Below are 21,066 nucleotides of genomic sequence, written 5' to 3'. Positions count from 1 at the left end.
GGTACTGAATTCAGACCGAAAAAGCGTATTGGAGTGCCGCCCGGCGTAATTCTTTCCAGGCCGCCGGGCGGGCCTGTTCTCAGAAAACCCCTAGGTAAACCAGTTGCGTAACTGTAGATAAAGAGTATCATTAGTTTTCGTTAACCCTAGTGTCTGGTACTTTAGGGCTGAATGAGTTTATGATAGACTTATATTTAATAGGGTAAGAGGAAACACGTCCCTTCAAGTTCATCTGTGCCATTTCCTGCTGATAATCTGAGAAAAAACCCGTTACGATCCTGTCTTACGTGACCATAATCATCGATTGGAAGGGCATATACTAAAGCTTACCCGTTAATGGCCACCAAAAATCACAACTTGGGGAGTACGGTTACTAAAATTTAATTTATAGATATATTTACTAACTTACCCAAATACTTACCCTACTTAAATGGGAAATAAACAGGTACAATCGGTCAATTTCTTGAGCGGTGGAGGGGAAATGGGTTTTCTAACCCGCGCTTTTGACTGGGAGGCTACTCTGTTAGGTAGCCCCGAGGGCTGGCCCCAAAGCTTGCGTACCACGGTATCGATACTCCTTTCCTCTAAATTTCCTATGCTTCTGTATTGGGGCAACGAGTTTATTCAATTCTACAATGACGCCTTTCGCCCCAGTTTAGGCAATGACGGTAAACACCCACGGGCGTTAGGCCAGCGGGGACAGGACTGCTGGCCTGAAATCTGGCCTTCCATTAAGCCCATGCTCGACCAGGTGATGGGGGAAGGGGAAGCCACTTGGACTGAGAATCAACTCTTTCCTATCTATCGAAATGGCCAAATGGAGAATACGTATTGGACGTTTAGCTATAGTGCCGTTTTGACGGATTTTGGTCAAATCGGTGGTGTTTTATTGGTAGGTCAGGAAACGACGCAGGGTGTACTTGCTCAACAAAAGCTTCAGCACAGTGAAGCACGTTTCCGTACCATTGTTGAACAGGCTCCTCTGGGAATAGCTTTATTGAGCGGTCGGGAAATGATTATTAAAGTCGTTAATGGGCCGATGTACGACATCTGGCGACAAGATCACTACGTCCTGGAAATGCCACTGATTGAGGCTCAACCGGAACTTGATGGCCAAAAGTTCATGGAGCTGCTGGAAGCCGTTTATGATTCTGGGGAGCCTTATTTCGGAATTGGTGAACGCGCTCAATTAAACCGGGATGGAACGATACAAGACGCTTACTTTAACTTTGTCTACTCGCCCCTGCGGGACGTATCCGAAACCATTACCGGGGTGATGATTATGGCTACGGAGGTTACTGCTCAGAAAGAAAAAGAACTCCTCCTACAACAATCTCTATTGCGGGAACAGGACCTTAGCCAACTCAAATCCCGGTTTGTCTCCACTGTCTCTCATGAGTTCCGCACACCCCTGACCACCATCCAAACTAGTGCGGATCTGATCAAACTGTATCTGAGTAAACCTCAAGATATGGCTAAGCCTGCCATTGAAAAACATCTGGAGAGTATTAGTAACCAGATTGAACACGTGAATGGGTTGATGACTGATTTACTCACGATAGGAACAATTGAAGCGGGAAAAATTGCGGTTCATCCGAGCTGGACCGATGTGGTAGTATTGTGCCAACAGGTTATTGACAGGCATTTCAGTAATCAGCGGGACGGCAGAGTCGTCCATCTATCAGTGGAAGGCGTACCGAATAGCGCTTTCCTGGATGGAAAACTGATGGGTCATGTACTGGTTAACTTACTATCCAATGCATTCAAATTTTCTCAGAATGATCCTCGTCTAGTTCTCCACTTTACATCCGAAATGGTACTCATTCAGGTGATTGATACCGGTATTGGCATCCCCGCTACCGATCTTTCGGCCTTGTTCCAACCATTTTATCGAGCGGGCAATACCACGTCTATTGAGGGCACGGGCCTGGGGCTTGCCATCGCCCGGCAGTATGTAGAGCTTCATGGGGGCACCCTAACGGTCCAAAGTCAGGAAAGGATCGGGACTACCTTCACGATCGTTTTACCAAATGGACATATGAGTTAAGCCCTTAGGCTAGACCAATTACCTCTCCAACTAGTAAGGTAGCCTAGTTGACAAAGGCGGCTAAAACAGGCCCGAAAATGTAGATTTCACTGATACAGGTTCTGAGCGTTTGAAGAGACGGATCATACGCAGTTTGTGTCAAGCAATTTTAGTGAAATACTTCCAATTAGGTATTGGGCGGTCAGTTAAACGAAGCTCTGAACGCCAACGGACTCTGATTAGTCTTGGCTTTGAAAAGCTTATTGAAGGACTGCGAATGCTCGAAACCTAACGCATAGGCAATTTCGCTGACGGATAAGTCGGTGGTTGATAGTCGTTCTTTGGCTTTGGCAATCAGCTTTTCGTGGATGAGCTGCTGGGTCGTTTGGCCGGTGAGCTGCTTGAGTAAACTACTCAAATATTTGGGGGAAACATGCAGCGCTTCCGCAATCTGCTGAACCGTGGGCAGTCCCTTGGCAATCAAGTCCTCGCCATTGACGTAATCTGTCAGCATATCGTCTACCCGTTCCAATAGCTTACTGTTGGTTATCTTACGCGTGATGAACTGGCGCTCGTAAAATCGCTGTGCGTAGGTGAACAGTACCTCCAGATGAGCCATGATGACGTCCTGACTGAATTTATCAATATTGGCATTGTACTCCTGCTGGATGGTGTCGATAATGCCGTTGATGATGGTTTCTTCTTTATCGGATAGAAACAAAGCCTCGTGAGCCGAGTAGCCAAAGTAGTCGTATTGTTTTATTTTTCTGGCTAGAGACGTATTCCACAAAAAGTCGGGGTGAATAAAGAGCATCCAACCTTCGAGCTGATGCGGCACACCGCCTTCCTCACCCCGTAGAATCTGGCCGGGAGCCATAAAGGCCATCAGGCCCTCATCAAAATCGTATTTCTGCTGCCCATACAGCAGTTTGTCGCAACCTCGTTTGAGCGATACTACATACAGATCAAAAATAACGGCATGGATAGCGGGGTCCGCTTTCAGGCCTTTCAGATCGATCAGGCCGATCAGGGGATGATGGGGTTTGGGGAGACCCATCATCCGATGGATTTGCGTAATCGATTCGATTCGATAGGGTTTCGGGGTTGCCATGGCGCAAAAGCGGTTTTAGAATTTAAACGGATACTTCAGCCAAATCAAAACCAGCGGCATGATTAGAAACGGAATTTCTACTAACGCTGTGTTCGTATTTCCTGCTCTTAAGGATAAGGCCATGATCAAAAGAATAGTGATCGCATTGAGTAAGTTGGCGATAAAAAAAGTCTGTGGAAACAAAATCATCAACCCTACGATGATTGAAAATACGCCAAAGAAAGGTTTCACCGTTTCCGTAATACCCAAATCGGCCATCATTTTGGTTTGTTCGGCATTGGCAGGCTGGAAGGTATCCCAACCGTGTTTGATGCTCAGGAATGCTGAAACTAAAAGAAGTACTAGGCTTATGATTTTCATCGGTTAACTTGATTTACGGTTTACTGAATTCGTTTGACTTTGATCATCTTGCCCGAGCGAGAAATGCCTTAGTAGCCGCGAAATTCCAATTGATTGATGCTTTCTATAAACTGATTGGACTGTCCGTTTTATTACTGATAAATATAGTTTTGGGGGGTACAAGCTAAACGCATTATGAAGACGAGTACGCTAAAACCGATCCGTTTCATGGTATTAATGGTGCATTCCAAATTGACAAGTCGAATCGGCAAAGGACTAAAATTTAACGTTGGCTAGCTCCTGCGATAGCTCCCATAACCGTATAGAAACCTGTCTATCCTCGGCTTGTGCCGGTATTTTAGCGACACAGGGAAACCCCCGGGTTTCCATCAGCTTATTTGGTCCGTAATACGCACCTCCCTCAGCCTCTGGAGCAGTAGCGGCATATAAGGTTGGCAAGGCTCCCTGGGCAGCGGGCTGGAACAGAAACGGCAGAAACGTTCTTGTCATGCCTGCGGCACTCCATCGTCCTGCCCCCGTAATCAGCAGATTGGTCCGGGAAACACCGGGATGGGCAGCTATACTGGTGATACCCCAACCGTGCTTTTTACTTTGCCGCTGAAATTCTAAGGCGAACATCAGGTTCGCGAGTTTTGATTGACTGTATGCTTTCCCGGGAACATACGGGGATTTTGATTGAAGGTCATCAAAATTGATTGTTCCTTCCCGATTGGCGACACTGGACAGCGTAACCACACGCGCATCGGGTGATTGACGTAATAAGGGCAGCAGTTGTGCGGTCAGGGCAACGTGACCGATATGGTTCGTGCCGAACTGCAACTCCAAGCCATCGGCCGTTTCGAGTCGTTTAGGGGGCGTCATGACGCCCGCATTATTGATGAGCAGATCGATAGCTTGCCCCTTTGCGATCATTCTCGACGCAAAGGATTTGATTGATGCCAGGTCGGCCAGATCTATTGTCTCAAAACTCACGTTGGCTCCGGGGTTACTCCGCTGAATGCTGGCAATTGATTCCGCTCCTTTTTGCGGATTACGTCCCAACACGAGTACAGTCCATCCGGCCGCTGATAGGGCCCGGGCATCTTCATAGCCAATTCCTTCGGTACTCCCTGTAATGACGGCTAAACCACTGTTTCTTGGAGGAATATGGGCTGTTGTCCAATTTTTCACTTTCGTCTGTGTTTGCTGGTTTTCTTGTTGCAAAGGTGGGTGAGCTTAAAAAAGCAGCTGTAGCCGAAAGTCGTATTGTTGTAGTGGAATGTACTGTATAGACAAAAAAAAGCCGTTTTTTTGGGATAGTATATGACCAGACTTGATGCGAGCGAAGTGTAGTAGGTAACTTATCGACCGAATTCCCGCAAACCTGATCCATAGTCGCTTTCAACGATGAACCTGGTTTTCCAGCCAAGGCGTTTTGTCGATAGCCCTAGCTGACGGATTTTTTTCTCGATTATCCCACAGGCTTATTGACAGGAGGATCTGTTAAAAGACTCCATTTAAAGGGCAGCGAAATGAACCGGCCTATGGTCTCATTGAGGAGCGTTTTTAGGAGACATCAACGTTTTACTATCTGTCCAATCTAATCAGGAGCCTACGGATGAAGAAATCAGCGGCCGAGTTTATCCATTGACTTTCGTTCATTCCTTAAAGTGGTCACTGGTAAAGTGAACGAGCCTTCCTCGGCCAATACCCCAAGGTTCAGCTTAGTGCTTTTGGGAAGGGATAGGATCGAAAATCAGCAAAATGATCTGATTAATCTTTTCCTTCAGCTGACCGTGGCTATGGACGTAGTCCGTTCGCTCGGCTAAGTCCCCTGGCGAGCGTAGCATTTTCTGATACTGGTGACGCATATTTCGCAGTTCATAATTACCAATACGCACAATGCGGACCCACACTCGATTAAGCCCCGTCGCCTTGTAGTCCGTTTGCTTGAGGTCCCAAACCAGCTGTTGTAATCGTTCGTAGGAGGCCTCCATCGAAGCGGGTTCATCGGCCAGCGGTAGGGCCTGCAACCGATTATTTTCATCCCAGATATGAGTAATCAATGTATCCTTCATCCGTTTGCTCGGTTACTGGTTGCTGCTATTTTACAGGCTAAGTTAGGCGTGGCTTTAAGCCCTGAAAAGACAATCGACCGACCCCGGTCAAACATCCATCGGTTGGTGAAATGAGTCGATCAAACACCCCTAGGCCTCACTCATGGATCGATTCATGAAGTACCAGACGGCAAGCAGGTTGTTTTACAACGGTTCCTACGAAATTGAAACCGGTGGGGTAGGCCTTGCTCAAGTCAGCTGCTCTTACTTTTTGCTTTCATTTCTACTTGACCCTTCAGAAAAACGGGCGAATAGTAGGCAACAAGAGACAAAGCCGTAAACAGGGGAAGCTGGGGTTACGCTAAAAACCATTCCATTCGCCTGAGACTTCACCCCACTTAAGGTGATAAAAAGGATTTCCCTCAAGGAACGCCTTCGCTCACTTTAATCCCTTGCGAAGGGCCGCTCAGTTGAGCGTAGCGTTGCTGGGCTTGTTTGTAGCGCACCAGTAAGTCAGTAAACACTTGGGAAAGCGGATCTGGCTCCTCTGAGGGTGACGAGTAGAGCGGTTCCTGGCGTAAGCTGGACGACTCGTGGGCTTGGGCCAGCCGGCGATTTAGCATTACGGCATGTCTCTGTAGTTGAGCATAGAGTTCGTCCAGTTCTTCAACGAGCTTGGCTTTATCTTGGTTATTCATGGTGACACGCGGTAAGGTGAACTGATTCGCTTTTACGATTGAGGTTCAACGCGGGGGCTTCCAGCATCTGATAAGCCATACAGGCAGCCCCATACATTCATTTACACTTAACAAAAAAAAGCAAATATGTTCTGGCAATACACCATAAACTGTAGTATAATGTTTTATATAATGATGGAAGGGCTTACTAAATTAAATATAACGCGGGCGACCGAGTAAGCCGAACACCTGGAGCATTTTCAACTTCCTACTGCCCCGTCCAGGGCAAAACTTCGTCGATTGTCAACACTCGACTTGTTTACGCAAGAAATGATTGGCTAATTTGTCCGCTTAACAGGCCGATTACCAGGATGAAGGCTACTCCTAGCGTTGGCCATCCTTCAACATGACCCCTCAATCCCTGGCGCTTTGCCAAACCCTCCAGCTCGTGGAAAGTTTAGCCCATCCACTTCGCCTAAAAATCGTCCGTTTACTCACCCGACAGGGCGAGCAGAGTATAACCCAGCTGGCTATTCAACTCCGGAGTAGCAAACCGCTCGTCTGGCTGCATCTGGGTAAAATGAAAACGAACGGTCTAGTTACCTGTCGTTCGGTGGGCAACCGGCATATGTATTCTCTGCCGGATAGCCCCTTTATTGACCAACTCCTGATCCGTTTGGACAACTTTGTCCAGCCGCTTTAGGGATCAGCTTTGGCTCGTCGGGCAACCGGTTACATCACCTGTAGGGACAGACACCAAGCATCGTACCCCTCAACGTAGTCTGATCTGAAACGGCTTACATTTGTCTTTGTCAACCAAAGATTAGATCGTTGACGACCTGTATACCCATATACCCACCTGTAAAGAGCTGTTTGCTGGTTAACAAATCGTACAGCTTTTACCGTAAGTCTTCAGGCGTATCCTGCTGATTGCCTTTGACAGATATTAAGAATAAACTGTTTAATAAAATGCCCCATTTAAGGAATAAGTATATGAAAGCATCTTCGTCTCACTGGGGAGCGAATTGTGAGACAGTGATTTTAATATCTTTCAAACGCTATTGGTCGCATACGACATGGCCCAGCCTGATGCCGGTGGTCAATTTTAGCTGGAAACCGTTCCGCTAATACCAGCCCAATCAGGCTACCGGTAGATACACCCGAAAGGTAGCGCCCTGACCCGGCTGACTGGTGGCCGTAATGGCCCCCCCATGATTGGTGACCACTTTCTGACAGATGGCCAGCCCAATCCCGGTGCCCGCGTACGCCTTCTTGCCGTGCAGCCGCTGGAAGACCTGAAAGATGCGGTCTACATACTTCTCCTCAAAGCCAATGCCGTTATCACTCACCTCGATCTGGTGATAGGCGGGGACCGTCCAGGCTGGTTTCACCCCCGCCGGCAGCTGCTGAGGGCTTACCTGACTAGCCGCCACCCGAATGCGGGGTGGACCGGCAACCCCGGCTGGATCCGGCTGCCGAAACTTTAAAGCGTTACTGAGTAAATTCTGGAAGAGCTGCTCGAGTTGCGACCGATCCCCCGTCAGGGTGGGCAAGTCACCAACGGCAATGTCGGCACCCGTTTCGGCGATCATGAGCTCTAAATCCATCAGGACCGTTTGCAGTACCTGGTGGAGCGAGACGGGCTCCCGGCGATCCGATTGACTCGCCAGGCGGGAGTAGTTCAGTAAATCCCGAATCAGGGCGGCCATCCGGCTGGCGGCTGACTGCATCCGCTCCAGATAGGTACGGCTTTCCCCCGCTTGTGGCCCCAGTTGCTGCTGGAGTAAATCGCCAAACTGCTGGATCTTCCGCAGGGGCTCCTGCAAGTCATGACTGGCCACATAGGCAAACGTTTGCAGGTTATCGTTGGACTGCATCAGCATGGCATTCGCCTCTTCCAGCTCTTCATTCAGGGCGGCATACTCCTCATTACTGGCTTCCAGCTCTTCGTTGGTAGCGGCTAGTTCTTCGTTGGCAGCGGCTAGTTCCTCCGTCCGTTGCTGAACCTGGGTTTCCAGTGCCAGCTGGAGTTCCCGCTGGAGGGTGATATCCTGAGCGGTCCCATTGAGCCGAATGGCATTGCCTTCCGCATCAAAGACGGTCTTGCCGTGGGCGTGCAGCACCCGTTGCTGACCCGTTACAGGATGAATGATGGTATAGGTTTCTTCGTAAATACCATCCGAGCCGGGCTTCAGGGCCCGGGCCACGGCGACAGCCACCCGGGCCTGATCCTGAGCCGACAGGATGGGGATCACCTGCGTGTAATCCCGGGCCGCGGGATCGTAACCAAACCACTCGATCAGCCGGTCCGAGTAGGTGAGCCCGCCGGTGGTCACATCAATGCTCCAGGTGCCTAACTGAGCCAGCTCAATGGCCCCCCGCAGGGCTAATTCGGCTTCTTCCAGCTGCTGGCGGGCCACCACCTGGGCAGTGACCTCGATCATCGTGCAGATAACCCCAAACGGCTTTCCCGCCGCATCCGATAAGGGCTTGTAGGTATAATCGTAATAGCCAACGTGGGGCTCCCCGTTCTTGATCAGCTCAATGCGCTCGGCTACTTGCTCATGGATATCACCCGTTGCCAAGACGCTCTGGTACCTCTCCAGGAGCTGGGTTCGCCTCAATTCGGGAACGGATTCCAGGATGGGCTTATCCAGGATGGAGCTATCCCGGCCCAGGAGCTCAAGCATCTTTTCATTGGCTTCCCGAAGGATCATAGTAGGCCCCACATACACCAGCTTGGCCACGGGGGAGTGATAGAAGACCGTGCGCGAGAAGCGTTCACTTTCTTCTACCTGCTGGCGAGCCAGCACCTGTTCGGTTACCTCCTGGCAAAGCACCATCACGCCCGTGATGGTGCCATCGGCTTCTTTGTAGGGCTGGTAGACTAGGTTCAGAAAGCCCCGCTTTGGGGCATCCTTCCCGCCGACCGCATAGGGTTGGTCGTAGAGATAAAAGGGCTCCCCGCTCTGGCGGACACCCTCGATGAGGGGACGGAAAACGGCTTCCGCTTCGGGAATGACCTCAAACAGGGGTTGGTGGAGCAACTCCTCCACGCGGCGGTCAATGAGCCGCCCGTAGGCCTGGTTGACGATACTGACCAGCAGTTGCTCCCCGCTGAGCACAATGATGCCCGCCGGGGCATCCCGCACCAGGTTCTGAAAGCGCTGTTCGGAGCGGAGTAACCCCTCCCGGGTGCGCACCTGCTGAGTCGTTTCCGTACAGGTGACCAAGACGCCACCAATGTCACCGGGCTCCTGGTAAGCCGGACTGTAACTGAATGTCCAGTAGACCTCTTCCAGCTGGCCATTGCGGTAAATGGGCAGCTGCTGATCTTCATACCAGACCGGCTGGCCCGTGCGCTTGACCTGTTCAATCAGGGGCCCAATGAAGGCCCAGGTCTCGGGCCAGGCCTGTTGACCTGGCTGGCCCATGATGTGGGGGTGTTTGCCGTTTTGGCCCAGACTGGGCCGGAAGGCATCGTTATAAAAGCAGGTGTGGTCATCTCCCCAGAGCAGAAACATGGGAAAGGCCGAATGCAGCAGGTTGGCCAGGGCGATGCGCAACCCGGCGGGCCACTGCTGGGGGGAGCCCAGAGGCGAGGCCGTCCAATCCTGCTGGCCGATGAGTTGGCCCATCTGACCGCCCCCGGCTAAGAAGGCAAGGGGGTCAACGGGTGGGGTAGTGTGCAACGTAGTAGTGGGTAATGAGGACGGGTTTGGGGCTAAGGGTGCAAACCGACCGACTGCGTGAGCGGTCCGAAACGGGGTGAAGATAGTCTAAACCGTCGAAGGAACATAACGAGGGCTTGGGGTTTGCCTACCTGCCTACCTCAAGCCGTAGGGAGATACCCGTATGTTACTGATTGCATTGGACAGATATTAAAGATAAGCCGTCTCTTCAAATGCCCGAATTATTGAGCAGATACATGAACACTTCTTCGTCTCATGAGGGAGGGTAATTTGAGAATATAATACATGTCGCTTGATTTATAACAGGGGTAGGAACCTTCATACTTTACTTGCCAAAATACAAAAGTTACTACCCTGCTATAACAATTACTTGACGGCAAGTAATTCAAGCTGTTCGATCACGGGGGGCACACTCAGTAGCGCATCAGCATTGGCCATCAACGCCTTGGCAATCTCCCCGTTCAAATGGGCTTGCCGGTCGTCTTCGGTGGCAAAGGTGTCGAAAATACCAAACGTATTCTCATTGATCTTGAAGGCATACCAACGAAGGGTGCCCTCTTCCTGTTGGGCCAACGCCAGCGCTTCTTTCAGAAAGTTCTCGACAGTAGCTTCATGGCCAGGTTTTGCCTGAACACGAGCCAGTAATGACAGTTTTTCCATGATATATGAGTTTGAAAGTTTGTAATCCGTGATCGTTAAGAAGCGTACGACTTTAGTCATCCGTTTTGCCATTCATTCAAAACCCGTGATAGGGCAAATAGACTTGTTGCGCTGATTAAGGGATACTTAACTCGGGCTTCAGGATGTTCGAAAGGAAAGGAGCTGTGCGACTTTCCTCACACGCGGCAATCTGGGCGGGTGTGCCTGCCGCAACGATCGTGCCGCCCTGATTTCCCGCTCCGGGGCCCACGTCGATCACCCAATCACACTGGGCGACCGTACGCATATCATGCTCGACGACGATAACGGTGTTGCCCGCATCAACCAGGCGGTTCAGCTGAACCAAAAGACGGTCGACATCCCGCGGATGCAGGCCGGTGGTCGGCTCGTCCAACACGTAGAGGGTGGTGCCCCGTTGGGTACGTTGCAGTTCGGTGGAGAGCTTGATGCGCTGGGCCTCCCCGCCGGAAAGCTCGGTCGCGCTTTGCCCAAGTTTGAGATAACCCAGGCCAATAGCCCGCAACGTGTTGAGGGACCGTAACACCAACGCTTCCTGGGCAAAAAACAGGCAGGCTTCGTCGACCGTCATGCCCAGCACATCCGCAATGGATTTACCGTTCCAGTGAATCTCCAGCGTCTTTTCGTTATAACGTGTGCCATGACAGGTCGGACAGGGAGCATACACGCTCGGCATGAACAGCAGCTCGATGCTGACCTGACCTTCTCCCTCACAGGTGGGGCACCGCCCTTTGGCGACGTTGAAGGAAAAGCGCCCGGCATCGAAGTGTCTCCGACGGGCCTCCGGCGTGGCGGCAAAGAGTTTTCGGACCTGATCAAAAAGCCCGGTATAGGTGGCCAGGTTGGAGCGTGGAGTTCGTCCGATTGGTTTTTGATCCACCTCAATCAGGCGCTGGATGGCCTCGACATCGCCCCCCAATCGACCGATGGTTTTTTCGGCAGGGGTATTTTCCAGGGTATCTTCCTCGGCCTCTTCCCGTCTGATGCCCAGGTGACCGGCCACCAGATCCAGCAGAGACTGGCTCACCAGGCTGGATTTACCCGACCCCGAGACACCGGTCACGGCGGTAAAGCAACCCAGCGGAAACGAAACATCCACCCCCTGAAGATTATTACGTCGGACACCCTCCAGACGTAGCCAGCCTTGAGGGGGACGGTTGGGGGACGATAGCCGGGCTGTTTCCTCAAACAGGTAGGGCCGGGTGCAGGACTCGCTGACCCCCCTAAGGCCTGGTGGTTCACCACTGTAGAGAATGCGCCCGCCCGCACTGCCTGCCTCAGGGCCAACATCAACCAGCCAATCGGCACGGCGCATCATCTCAACGTCGTGTTCGACCACGAAAAGCGAGTTACCCGCGGCTTTGAGCCGGTCCAGTGCGTCGAAGAGCGCGTGGCCATCGGCTGGGTGCAGCCCGGCCGTCGGCTCGTCCAGCACATAGATGACCCCAAAGAGCTGGGAGGAGAGCTGAGTGGCCAGCCGCAGCCGCTGCAACTCACCGGATGAGCAGGTGGGCGTGCTGCGGTCAAGCGACAGGTAACCCAGACCCAGCTCGATGAGCGTGGTCAGGCGATCCAGCAGATCACCACACAGCCGCTCGGCAGCGATGCGTTTTTCAGGCGAGAGATCATCTGTACGGCGCACATCAGGGGCGCCCTTGTGTGCTGAGCCACCGGCCTGCACGCGCCGATCCAGCGCATCTTTTGCCGCCTGGCGACTCACCAGCGACGTTAACGCATTCGTGCCGGCGGCAAACTCGCCATTCGCGGCCGGCGTGATAACGTTTGCCAGTTGCACCAGGGAGAGATGCGAAAGATCGGCGATGTCGTAGCCAGCAAAGGTCACCGAAAGGGACTCGGGCTTTAAACGCTTGCCCTGGCATACCGGGCAGGGACTACTGATCATAAACTGCAACACGCGTTTGCGCATCGCTGCACTTTCCGTACTGGCAAGCGTGTGCTCCAGGTTTCGTTTGGCGCTGCTGAAGGTTCCCTGATAGCTCGGTTCCAGCTTCAGTCGCTGAGCCTGACGCGTTTGGGCCGGGGTGAGGCCTGCATAGACGGGAACCGTCGGCTGCTCGTCCGTAAAGAGAATCCACTGTCGATCGGTTTTGGGCAGGTCTTTCCAGGGTTTGTCGATGTCATAGCCCAGGGAGACTAAAATGTCGCGCAGGTTCTGACCGCCCCAGGCCGTGGGCCAGGCGGCAATGGCCCGCTGGCGGATGGTCAGCGACGGATCTGGCACCATCGACGCGTCGGTCATGGTGTGCACCCGGCCCATGCCCTGGCAGCGGGGACAAGCTCCTCGCGGAGTGTTGAAGGAAAAGTCCTCGGCATAGAGCATCGTCTGGCGGGGGGGGTATGTACCCACGCGCGAGTAGAGCATGCGCACCAGGCTCGAGAGGGTCGTCAGGCTACCGACCGTCGAGCGGGCATTGGGCGTGCCGCGTTGCTGCTGTAGGGCAACGGCGGGCGGCAGGCCGTCAATGGCATCGACATCCGGCACGCCGACCTGATCGATCAACCGTCTGGCATAAGGAGAAACCGATTCCAGATACCGTCGCTGTGCTTCGGCATAGAGGGTACCGAAGGCCAGGGACGACTTGCCCGAGCCGGAGACACCGCTGAAAACCACCAGCTGATTACGCGGTATTAAGACGTCGATATTTTTGAGGTTGTGCTCACGAGCCCCCCGCACGCGGACAAATCCGGATGCTACTTTATCGTCCTGGTCGTTGGCGTTTGTTCGTCGAGCCATAAAGGGTTACTGAATGTGATTGGTTTTCGGCAGCCTGCCTTAAAAAGCCCTAACGGACCCCAGTTTTTTCAATTGTAGTTTGTATTGTGTGCTGGGCACAACGTTAACAGACTCACTTACACAAGAAGAGGACCATTTAACTGACAAATTCATAGACACTCCTTCAACTCACTAAAAACGGTAAACAGCTTCATGTGTTTAGGCGCGACGGCTGGTCAGGCGGCAGTAAACCTGCAGTCTTGACGCACTAACACAGGCTTTCTTCCGCCTGACCAGCCGTCCAATCCCCTATTGTGGCGCAAAAACAACCCGCATCGTTTCTTTCTTATTGAACAGATCGTAGCCTTTCATGCCCTCATCGAGCGACATTTTGTGGGTGAGCATAAACCGTGAATTAAGCTCTCCTTTTTGCAGATGTTCCAGCAAGCGGGGAATGTAGCGCTGCCCGTGTTGCTGACCCATTCGGAACGTCAGGGCTTTATTCATGGCCGCCCCCATCGGGATGCTGTCGACTAAGCCGCCATATACCCCAATAATCGAAACCGTGCCGCCTTTCCGACAGGCCAGGATGGCTTCCCGCAGCACAATCGGCCGATCGGATTCCAGCCGGACAAACTGCTTGGTTTTGTCGTAGTAATAATCCAGCCCTTCGCTGACCGCTTCCATGCCCACGCAGTCGATGCAGCGGTCGGGGCCACGGCCGCCGGTCATCTCCCGCAACGCTTCCTGAACATCAACTTTCGAGAAATCCAGCACCTCGGCGCCACTGATGTCTTGGGCCATCCGCAGTCGGTCGGCTTCCCGGTCGATGGCAATCACCCGGGACGCGCCCAGCAGAAAAGCACTTTGAATGGCCATTTGACCCACGCCTCCGCAGCCCCAGATCGCCACCACGTTGCCGGGCTGGATGTCGGCCAGATCCGCAGCCATAAAGCCCGTTGGCATCGCATCCGAGGCAAAAACGGCCGCTTCGTCGGGTAAGCCGTCGGGAATGACAAAGCAGCCCCGGTCGGCATAGGGTACGCGAATGTAATCGGCGTGGGAGCCGGCATAGCCGCCAAAGGCGTGCGAGTACCCGAAAATGCCGGCCGGCGAATCCCCGTAGACTTTTTCCGGCATCCAGGCGTGGGGATTGGAGTTATCGCAGAGCGACCACTGGGTATCCTGGCAATACTGGCATTCGCCACAACCCAAAATTGAACACACCACGACCCGGTCGCCTTTCTTGAGTTTCTTCACCTCGGAGCCGGTTTCGATCACTTCGCCCATAAACTCATGGCCAATGATGTCACCTTCGCGCATGGTTGGCACGTAGCCGTTGAGCAGGTGCAGGTCGGAGCCGCAAACCGAGGAGAGAATAACCCGCAGAATCGCATCTTTGGGGTTGATCAGGGTAGGGTCGGGAACCCGCTCTGTGCGCAGGTCGCCAACACCGTTATAACATAGCGCTTTCATGCTTTTCGTCTATTTTGGCGTATTCAGATACAGGTTTTTTATCGGATTGTTGCTCAGGTTTCCGACCGGACGGCTGCCCGTCGATGGTCGTGATTTCTCCGGTTTCCAGCAATTGTTTGAACCGGCGTAGATCCTGTTTGATCATCTCCTCAAAAGCTGGGTTGAACAGTTTCATGATCGCACCGCCCAGTTGCCCGGCTGGTGGACGGTACTTGATCACCGCGTGAACTTCCGTACCCTGACCATTTGGCGCATCGACAAAACTGACTTCGCCCGCGTTGTCAATCCGGGCATCGGCGAGGGATTTCCAGACCAATCGTTCGTTTTCGACCTCCTCCAGAATCTGGGCATCCCACTCCACCGTTCCCAGCGTTTTAGCGAGGAGACCATCCGAGAGCTTCGCTACCCAATGCGACCGTTTGTTGTCAAGTTGTCGAACTTCGCTCAGATGAAACATAAACCGGGGCAGGTTCTCCAGTTGCCGCCAGTAGGCGTATACCACTTCGCGCGGTTTGTTGATGGTTAGGCTTTTGACGATTTCAACCGAATCCACCGCCCTATCTTCGGCCTTCGGCTCGGCCGTATTTCGCCCCAGCGCCTGGTTCATGGGGCAATAGCCCGACGCCCCCCGGTAGACCATATATCCGCCCAGTGTGGCCAGTAATAGCCCGCCAAATGAACCCCGTCGTAAGCCGTACGTCGCTAACAGCGCTCCACCAGCCGCCGACCAGATTCGTTCCGTATCGTCAACATTAATTCGACTGGAACCGCTGACGTCCGGTTCAATCTGTCCCATGCCCAGTACACGCGACACGGGCTGCTTTTTGTTTGCCATAGTTTTAGGGAGATATAAGGTTTGTTAAGCAGGCAACTTCATTCGGTAAATGGCATATGGGGTGGTTCGTTTGTTTTCGCCTTCATTGTAATCGGGTTGCTTATTGATCTGAGAGCAACTGATTTATAATTAATCATCCTCTGAAATAGAATAACTATCCGGCTATATTAGCCTTTCGTCTGCCACGAGGCCGCAAAATAAGTAGCTAATAAATGTAGTTCACCGGCACAGAAAGCTGCTCACCTGATCGCAAGCGGCACCTTTTTGTGCGGTGGCGGAAAGGCCTGATCAAGTGTTGTCAGATCATTTTCAGTAAGGGTGATATCGAGGGCACGGCGATTTTCTTCTACATGTTTTGGTGTGCCCGATTTAGGGATTACAATAACCTTCTGGTGAAGCAGCCATGCCAAGGCCACCTGTGTCGGAGTGGCTTCATGTGCCCCTGCAACCAGGTTTAATGCTGGATGTTCGAGCATTTTCCTGCGGTCTTCGGGCGAATGTTCTAACGGCGAGTAGGCCATAACGGGAATGGCACGCTGACGGCACAAGGGCATCAAGTCGTATTCGATACCCCGGTTTGCAAGATTATACATAACCTGATCCGTCACTATTCCCTCGCTTCCGGGTGAATTCAATGCCTCCTTCATATCGGCTGTATCGAAATTGCTTACACCGTAATCAACAATATACCCCTGATCCCTGAGATACGTAAACCCCTCCAATGTATCATCAAGTGGTATTCCGCCACGCCAGTGCAACAGGTATAAGTTTAAGTAATCAGTCTTTAGCCGTTTGAGGCTTCGATGGCAGGCATCTATTACACCCTGCCTGGTGGCATGGTTTGGAAGTACCTTACTCACTAGGTAAACTTCTTTACGACGGCTTTCTATGGCTTGGCCTACCAGCTCTTCAGCGGCTCCATCGCCATACATTTCAGCCGTATCAATGAGCGTTAAGCCCAGGTTTAAGCCCGTTTCAAGTGCGGCAAGTTCTGCTTTTCGCTTCGATGCTATTTCGCCCATCAGCCATGTGCCCTGACCGAATACAGGTATCGCTCTGCCAGACGGAAGCATCGTTGTTCGTATACCAACATTTGATGTTTTCATGTTTGCCTGTTTTGTGTTGTAAAGCGATGTAGCTGCCAATAGGGTTGTGCATAAGAACCTTTCAAAAATTTGATGTATTGTATGTTGAAATTGAATGTGCTGTTAAAGAACTAGTACTGCTCATGAAAATATTGTTATTGGTTTTACCGAATTAGACGACACACAACCTCAAAAAGCTAATTGCACACTACGAAGCGTCGATGAGCAACCATAAATGATTTCGCCATTGCGTATTATAACCTGAAAATCAGTAATTAGGCTATGATTCCGCACCTTGTAGTATTTCTAAACAAGCACCGGATGGATTCGCTAATGAAAAAGCCTGTAATGCCGCATTGGATCACCACAATTAACATTATCAATCAACAGGAAAGCCTGTATTTTTAATTTACAGGCTTTCCTGATTTATAAACCGCAGTATTCTGGGGTTTATGCAGTTACTGCCTCTCGTTCTTCTACTTGTTTTTTTGTGGCGCCTTGCTTACCCGGTTTTAAGATCACCTTAGTCCAGCCTCTGTCGCGGGCATCAAAATGCTTGTAACCGTCCGGTGCTTCTTCTAATGAAAGCTCATGAGAAATAATGACTGACGGCTTGGCTTTGCCTGATGATATCAAACTGCAAAGCTGACGGTTATAAGATTTAACGTTTGCCTGGCCTGTTGCAATACTTTGACCCTTCAACCAAAAATTGCCAAAGTCAAAATCCATGTGACCTTTTTTCGCAAGAGGGTCTTCTGCTTTTGGGTCTGGTGCAACATAAACACCTACTACACCAATGGAACCTGTGAACTTAACGGCTTGCACAAGTTCGTTCATGGTTATATTATTATGTTCGTGCCCGTGCTTATCACAACACTGGTAACCCACGCATTCGCAACCTCTGTCAGCTCCAACACCATCGGTTAATTCAAGGACCTGGTCAACTGCTGGTGCTTTTGAAAAGTCGATAGGTATACCACCCAATTCTTCGGCTAGTTTCAGCCTGTCTGGATGATCATCTACCACCATTATTTTGTTTGCACCTTTTATCCCAGCTGAAATTGTCGCCATTAAACCCACTGGCCCGGCACCATAAATTACCACATTATCTCCGGGCTTAACGCCTGCCAACTGGGTTGCATGAAAGCCGGTAGGGAAAATATCAGATAGCATTACGTAATCGTTTTCCTTCTCTTTGGCATCTTCGGGCAGTTTTAAGCAGTTAAAGTCCGCAAATGGCACCCGCAGGTATTCAGCCTGCCCTCCGTTATAGGGGCCCATTCCGGCAAAACCATAAGCGGCACCGGCAAACCCAGGGTTCATGGTTAAACAGAAGGCGGTGAGTCCACTTTCGCAATTCTTACAATGACCGCAACTAATATTAAAAGGCATACACACCATGTCACCGACTTTGATGTTAACTACTGCGTTACCTACCTCAATTACCTCCCCGAGATTTTCGTGGCCAAAAATACGTCCTTCTTCCATATTGGTTCTGCCTTCATACATATGCAGGTCCGAACCACAGATATTAGTCGTCGTGATCCTCACCAATACGTCCGTGGGCTGTTCAATCTTTGGGTCCGGCATCTCTGCTACTCTTACGTTTTTAGGGCCGTAATAAACTAATGCTTTCATAATACTATTTGATTAGGTGAACAATTTGTTTTAAAAGCTAAAAAGTCTCAAAGGCCATTCGGCAAGGGACAATCGATTTCAACAAAATAAAATACTTAAGCAGCCTAAGCTACTTAACTATCAATTACAAGATTTTTAAATAAGGTTAAAAGAAAACGAGAATGGTATAATTTCCGATGTGGTTACTATACTAATCACTTCTGTCGAATAACAATTTGAAGTGGTTAGTCCCTTCACAAAATAACATTTCTACAGATTTCCGGCACGGGGCGATGATACAATGGTAATAGGCGAAGTCAATTACATCACCCGGCTGGAGCAAATACCGAACGCATGTTGTTGTTTGCTTTTTCTTTAAACATCATATACCCTTCCTGTCCCTTTTCCGGTCTAACCTGATTTGACGGGGTCCGCGAAAATTCATGGCTAACATAGGTAGCTGTCGTTAAAGGTGATTGAACTACTCTACTGAAGACGTCAAGCTGTCATGCCGCTTTACGCTTACTTAAGCGTTTGCCCTTTTGGCAAAACGGGTCCAGCCGCGACAATGACGGGATTAGATACCTACCGCTTAGGTAGGTTAAAAAGGCGCAACATCAACTGGTTCTTCCAGGATAAGACCCACGCTTACCGAGCGAAGCGTTTGGGTTAGCAGCAGGGCGTGTCGTGTGTATCGGGTAAGCCCATTAACACGATCTGTATCGTTTTTCCCTTTAGACTGAGCAACAACAGACCATTGTAGCCTTGGTTAACAGACAGATAGTATCTGCTGTAGACAAGCCCCTTCACCTTGTCGCCACACGGCAGAAAAGTCATTCTGCGGGGTGGTCGTGCGTTGTTATTCTGATAACCACCGCTATCAGCATGGTCTAGGCTTTACTGGCAAGTCTTAGTACCGATTAACGTAGCGTGAGATTCACCCACCATTGTCAAACCGCCGACTCGTATGGACACTACTTTTGTTTAACAAGATGGACACTACTTTTGTTTAACAAGAAAGTTAAGGTTAAACTAAAAAAGTGAGAGTACGGACGCAGCTAAAAAAATGAACCATACCCTTGGGCTTGTAGGAAAGGTCTAGCTACGGGTTAGTAAGAACGACAGCCAACGAATGACGGTTATGCAACTAGCAGCCGTTCCCAGCCTGGTCTCGTCCGTCCATGGAGCTGATGTGGGCCCGATCTATCAGCAGGGGGAAAGCGTTTACAGGGTCAAGTTCCAGCCATTACCCGTTAACAAAGGCTAACGCAAAACCTGCTTTAGGGCTGGAAGAAACAGGTAAGGCTCTCCTAACGTGGTTGGAAGGTACACCTCCAAGAGAGGGTAGCGGTGGCCTTCAAAGATGCTTCTGAATGGACAGCTGTATCCGAAACAGGGTGCCTACGCCTGGCCGGCTGTCGATCTCCAGACTAGCCCGCAGTAGTTCACACAAGCCCTTGACGATGGATAAACCCACGCCTTCCCCCTGGTGGGCAAACCCGGAGCGGGACGAAAGGGCGACAGCCGCTGGCTGAGCATCGTCGAAATCAACGGCCGTGGTGGTTTCGGGGGAGGGGACTCCCCAGGGGGGGCTTGAACCCGCCCGAGTAGCGGTGGGTAAGCCCGGGCCCGAATCCTGCACGCTGACCATCCACTGAAACTCATTCTCTCGACTCCAGCAGACGGATACCCAACCGGTCGGCGTATGCTTGAGGGCGTTGAGCACCAGATTCTGAATAATGCGCTGAAGCTGAACCGGATCACACTCGACGGGCAAGCTGGCCGGCCCGTCCGCTTTGAGTAAAAGTCCCCGCTCGACGGCCAGCGGCTGGTAGCTATCCACTAGATTGGTCAACAACTGACCCGCATCCAGGGGCTGAATGTGCAAAGCTTCCTGTCCGGCTTCTAAGCGGGCCAGATCCATCAACTGGGTAACCAGCGAGCGGCAAGTAGTCAGGTTCCGCAGCAACATGTCCAGCATCTGTTTACGCTCCTGTTGGGAGTCCATTACCAGTCCCAGCAAAGAAGCAGCGCCCAGAATAGTCCCAAAGCTACCCCGTAGGTCATGGGAGGAATGGCGCAGGAGCTCCAGGCGTTGCTGGCTGAGCGCCTGAAGTTCCGCCAGGGCTTTTTCCAGTACGTTGACCCGGCTGGCTGCCGCCGTGCGTTGTAAGTGGGTAAACTGGCTCACACTACCGGTGTTGATCTGATTGGCAAACGCAAAGAAGTGCTCATAGGTCTGGGTGACCATGGGGCAATCGGTTGAAGGGTAAAGTTGCCAGAAGGTCCCCAGTTCGGCCAGCATACTCTGGCCTAAATAGTGCATCTCGGCCAACAATTCGGCCAGGACGTAGCCCTTATGCCAACGAAGCAGGCCATGCTCCGCGGCCAGGTGGTCCACCTGGGCTTCTTCCGCCTGATGCTGTAACTGCTGCTGAAGCACATTGAGCATGAAAGGAACTTGGTTGGCAAACTCGTCGGGGCTTAAGTGGTTAACGCTTCTCAGGCCCGGATCGGTCTCACAAGCGGTTCGCCAGTTGGCCAGTAGAGCCTCGCGCCGGGCGGCTAGAAAAGAAGCGAGTTGGCCTTGCGGAGCCGACGCTGAATGGGTAGGGGCTATCATGGTTGAACAGGAAAGAGGCCTACATCCGGCAGGAGCGGCTCGTCCGGAGGAAGTGATCCCAACTGGGCAACCAGGCGAAAGAAACGTATACGTAAAACCGTTATTCGTTTGACGTA

Annotated in this window: 16 protein-coding genes; 3 read left to right on the top strand and 13 right to left on the bottom strand. The window is 51.5% G+C overall.

Features of this window, described 5'->3' with window-relative positions; translation table 11 throughout:
- The first annotated feature begins 430 nt into the window (after positions 1–430).
- On the top strand, positions 431–2,047 hold the full coding sequence (locus ACYVK4_RS26885; RefSeq protein WP_461130666.1) for a sensor histidine kinase: 1,617 nt from the start codon (positions 431–433) through the stop codon (positions 2,045–2,047).
- A 181-nt stretch (positions 2,048–2,228) separates the two neighbouring features.
- Here ACYVK4_RS26885 and ACYVK4_RS26880 read toward each other — a convergent pair whose 3' ends face one another.
- The 5 genes from ACYVK4_RS26880 to ACYVK4_RS26860 form a co-directional block, all read right to left on the bottom strand.
- Complete coding sequence (locus tag ACYVK4_RS26880) at positions 2,229–3,137, bottom strand: helix-turn-helix domain-containing protein (protein WP_461130665.1); 909 nt, start codon at positions 3,135–3,137, stop codon at positions 2,229–2,231.
- A gap of 15 nt (positions 3,138–3,152) precedes the next feature.
- Positions 3,153–3,497, bottom strand: a complete 345-nt coding sequence (locus ACYVK4_RS26875) for a hypothetical protein (protein ID WP_461130664.1) — start codon at positions 3,495–3,497, stop codon at positions 3,153–3,155.
- A gap of 255 nt (positions 3,498–3,752) precedes the next feature.
- Entirely contained in the window at positions 3,753–4,700 is a 948-nt protein-coding gene (locus tag ACYVK4_RS26870; protein ID WP_461130663.1) for an SDR family oxidoreductase, read from the bottom strand.
- 500 nt (positions 4,701–5,200) lie between these two features.
- The gene (locus ACYVK4_RS26865; protein WP_461130662.1) at positions 5,201–5,554 is read right to left on the bottom strand and encodes a hypothetical protein; all 354 of its coding nucleotides are present in this window, start codon (positions 5,552–5,554) and stop codon (positions 5,201–5,203) included.
- 401 nt (positions 5,555–5,955) lie between these two features.
- Positions 5,956–6,231, bottom strand: coding sequence for a hypothetical protein (locus ACYVK4_RS26860; RefSeq protein WP_461130661.1), 276 nt, complete (start codon positions 6,229–6,231; stop codon positions 5,956–5,958).
- A gap of 385 nt (positions 6,232–6,616) precedes the next feature.
- Between ACYVK4_RS26860 and ACYVK4_RS26855 the strand changes: the two genes are divergently transcribed.
- Entirely contained in the window at positions 6,617–6,913 is a 297-nt protein-coding gene (locus ACYVK4_RS26855; protein ID WP_461130660.1) for an ArsR/SmtB family transcription factor, read from the top strand.
- A gap of 436 nt (positions 6,914–7,349) precedes the next feature.
- On the opposite strand, the gene ACYVK4_RS26850 is transcribed toward ACYVK4_RS26855, so the two are convergent.
- From ACYVK4_RS26850 to ACYVK4_RS26820, 7 genes are all read right to left on the bottom strand, one after another.
- Complete coding sequence (locus ACYVK4_RS26850; RefSeq protein WP_461130659.1) at positions 7,350–9,902, bottom strand: PAS domain-containing protein; 2,553 nt, start codon at positions 9,900–9,902, stop codon at positions 7,350–7,352.
- 366 nt (positions 9,903–10,268) lie between these two features.
- The gene (locus tag ACYVK4_RS26845; protein WP_461130658.1) at positions 10,269–10,562 is read right to left on the bottom strand and encodes a putative quinol monooxygenase; all 294 of its coding nucleotides are present in this window, start codon (positions 10,560–10,562) and stop codon (positions 10,269–10,271) included.
- Between the two features lie 115 nt (positions 10,563–10,677).
- Positions 10,678–13,335: an excinuclease ABC subunit UvrA gene (locus tag ACYVK4_RS26840; RefSeq protein WP_461130657.1), complete on the bottom strand. Its 2,658-nt coding sequence runs from the start codon at positions 13,333–13,335 to the stop codon at positions 10,678–10,680.
- Positions 13,336–13,623: 288 nt separating this feature from the next.
- On the bottom strand, positions 13,624–14,790 hold the full coding sequence (locus ACYVK4_RS26835) for a zinc-dependent alcohol dehydrogenase (protein WP_461130656.1): 1,167 nt from the start codon (positions 14,788–14,790) through the stop codon (positions 13,624–13,626).
- Positions 14,771–15,625, bottom strand: a complete 855-nt coding sequence (locus ACYVK4_RS26830; protein ID WP_461130655.1) for an SRPBCC family protein — start codon at positions 15,623–15,625, stop codon at positions 14,771–14,773. Before ACYVK4_RS26830 ends, ACYVK4_RS26835 begins: the two co-directional genes overlap by 20 nt.
- A gap of 239 nt (positions 15,626–15,864) precedes the next feature.
- On the bottom strand, positions 15,865–16,731 hold the full coding sequence (locus tag ACYVK4_RS26825) for an aldo/keto reductase (protein ID WP_461130654.1): 867 nt from the start codon (positions 16,729–16,731) through the stop codon (positions 15,865–15,867).
- 429 nt (positions 16,732–17,160) lie between these two features.
- Positions 17,161–18,348 carry a glutathione-independent formaldehyde dehydrogenase gene (locus ACYVK4_RS26820; RefSeq protein WP_461073459.1) on the bottom strand — a complete coding sequence of 396 codons (1,188 nt, stop codon included), beginning with the start codon at positions 18,346–18,348 and terminating at the stop codon, positions 17,161–17,163.
- A 1,120-nt stretch (positions 18,349–19,468) separates the two neighbouring features.
- On the opposite strand from ACYVK4_RS26820, the gene ACYVK4_RS26815 reads away from it, so the two are divergent.
- Positions 19,469–19,594, top strand: a complete 126-nt coding sequence (locus ACYVK4_RS26815) for a hypothetical protein (RefSeq protein ID WP_461130653.1) — start codon at positions 19,469–19,471, stop codon at positions 19,592–19,594.
- Positions 19,595–19,684: 90 nt separating this feature from the next.
- On the opposite strand, the gene ACYVK4_RS26810 is transcribed toward ACYVK4_RS26815, so the two are convergent.
- On the bottom strand, positions 19,685–20,950 hold the full coding sequence (locus ACYVK4_RS26810; RefSeq protein WP_461130652.1) for a sensor histidine kinase: 1,266 nt from the start codon (positions 20,948–20,950) through the stop codon (positions 19,685–19,687).
- Positions 20,951–21,066: the final 116 nt, after the last annotated feature.

The sequence above is a fragment of the Spirosoma aerophilum genome (genome assembly GCF_054782495.1).
This window is presented reverse-complemented; position numbering and strand designations above follow the sequence as displayed.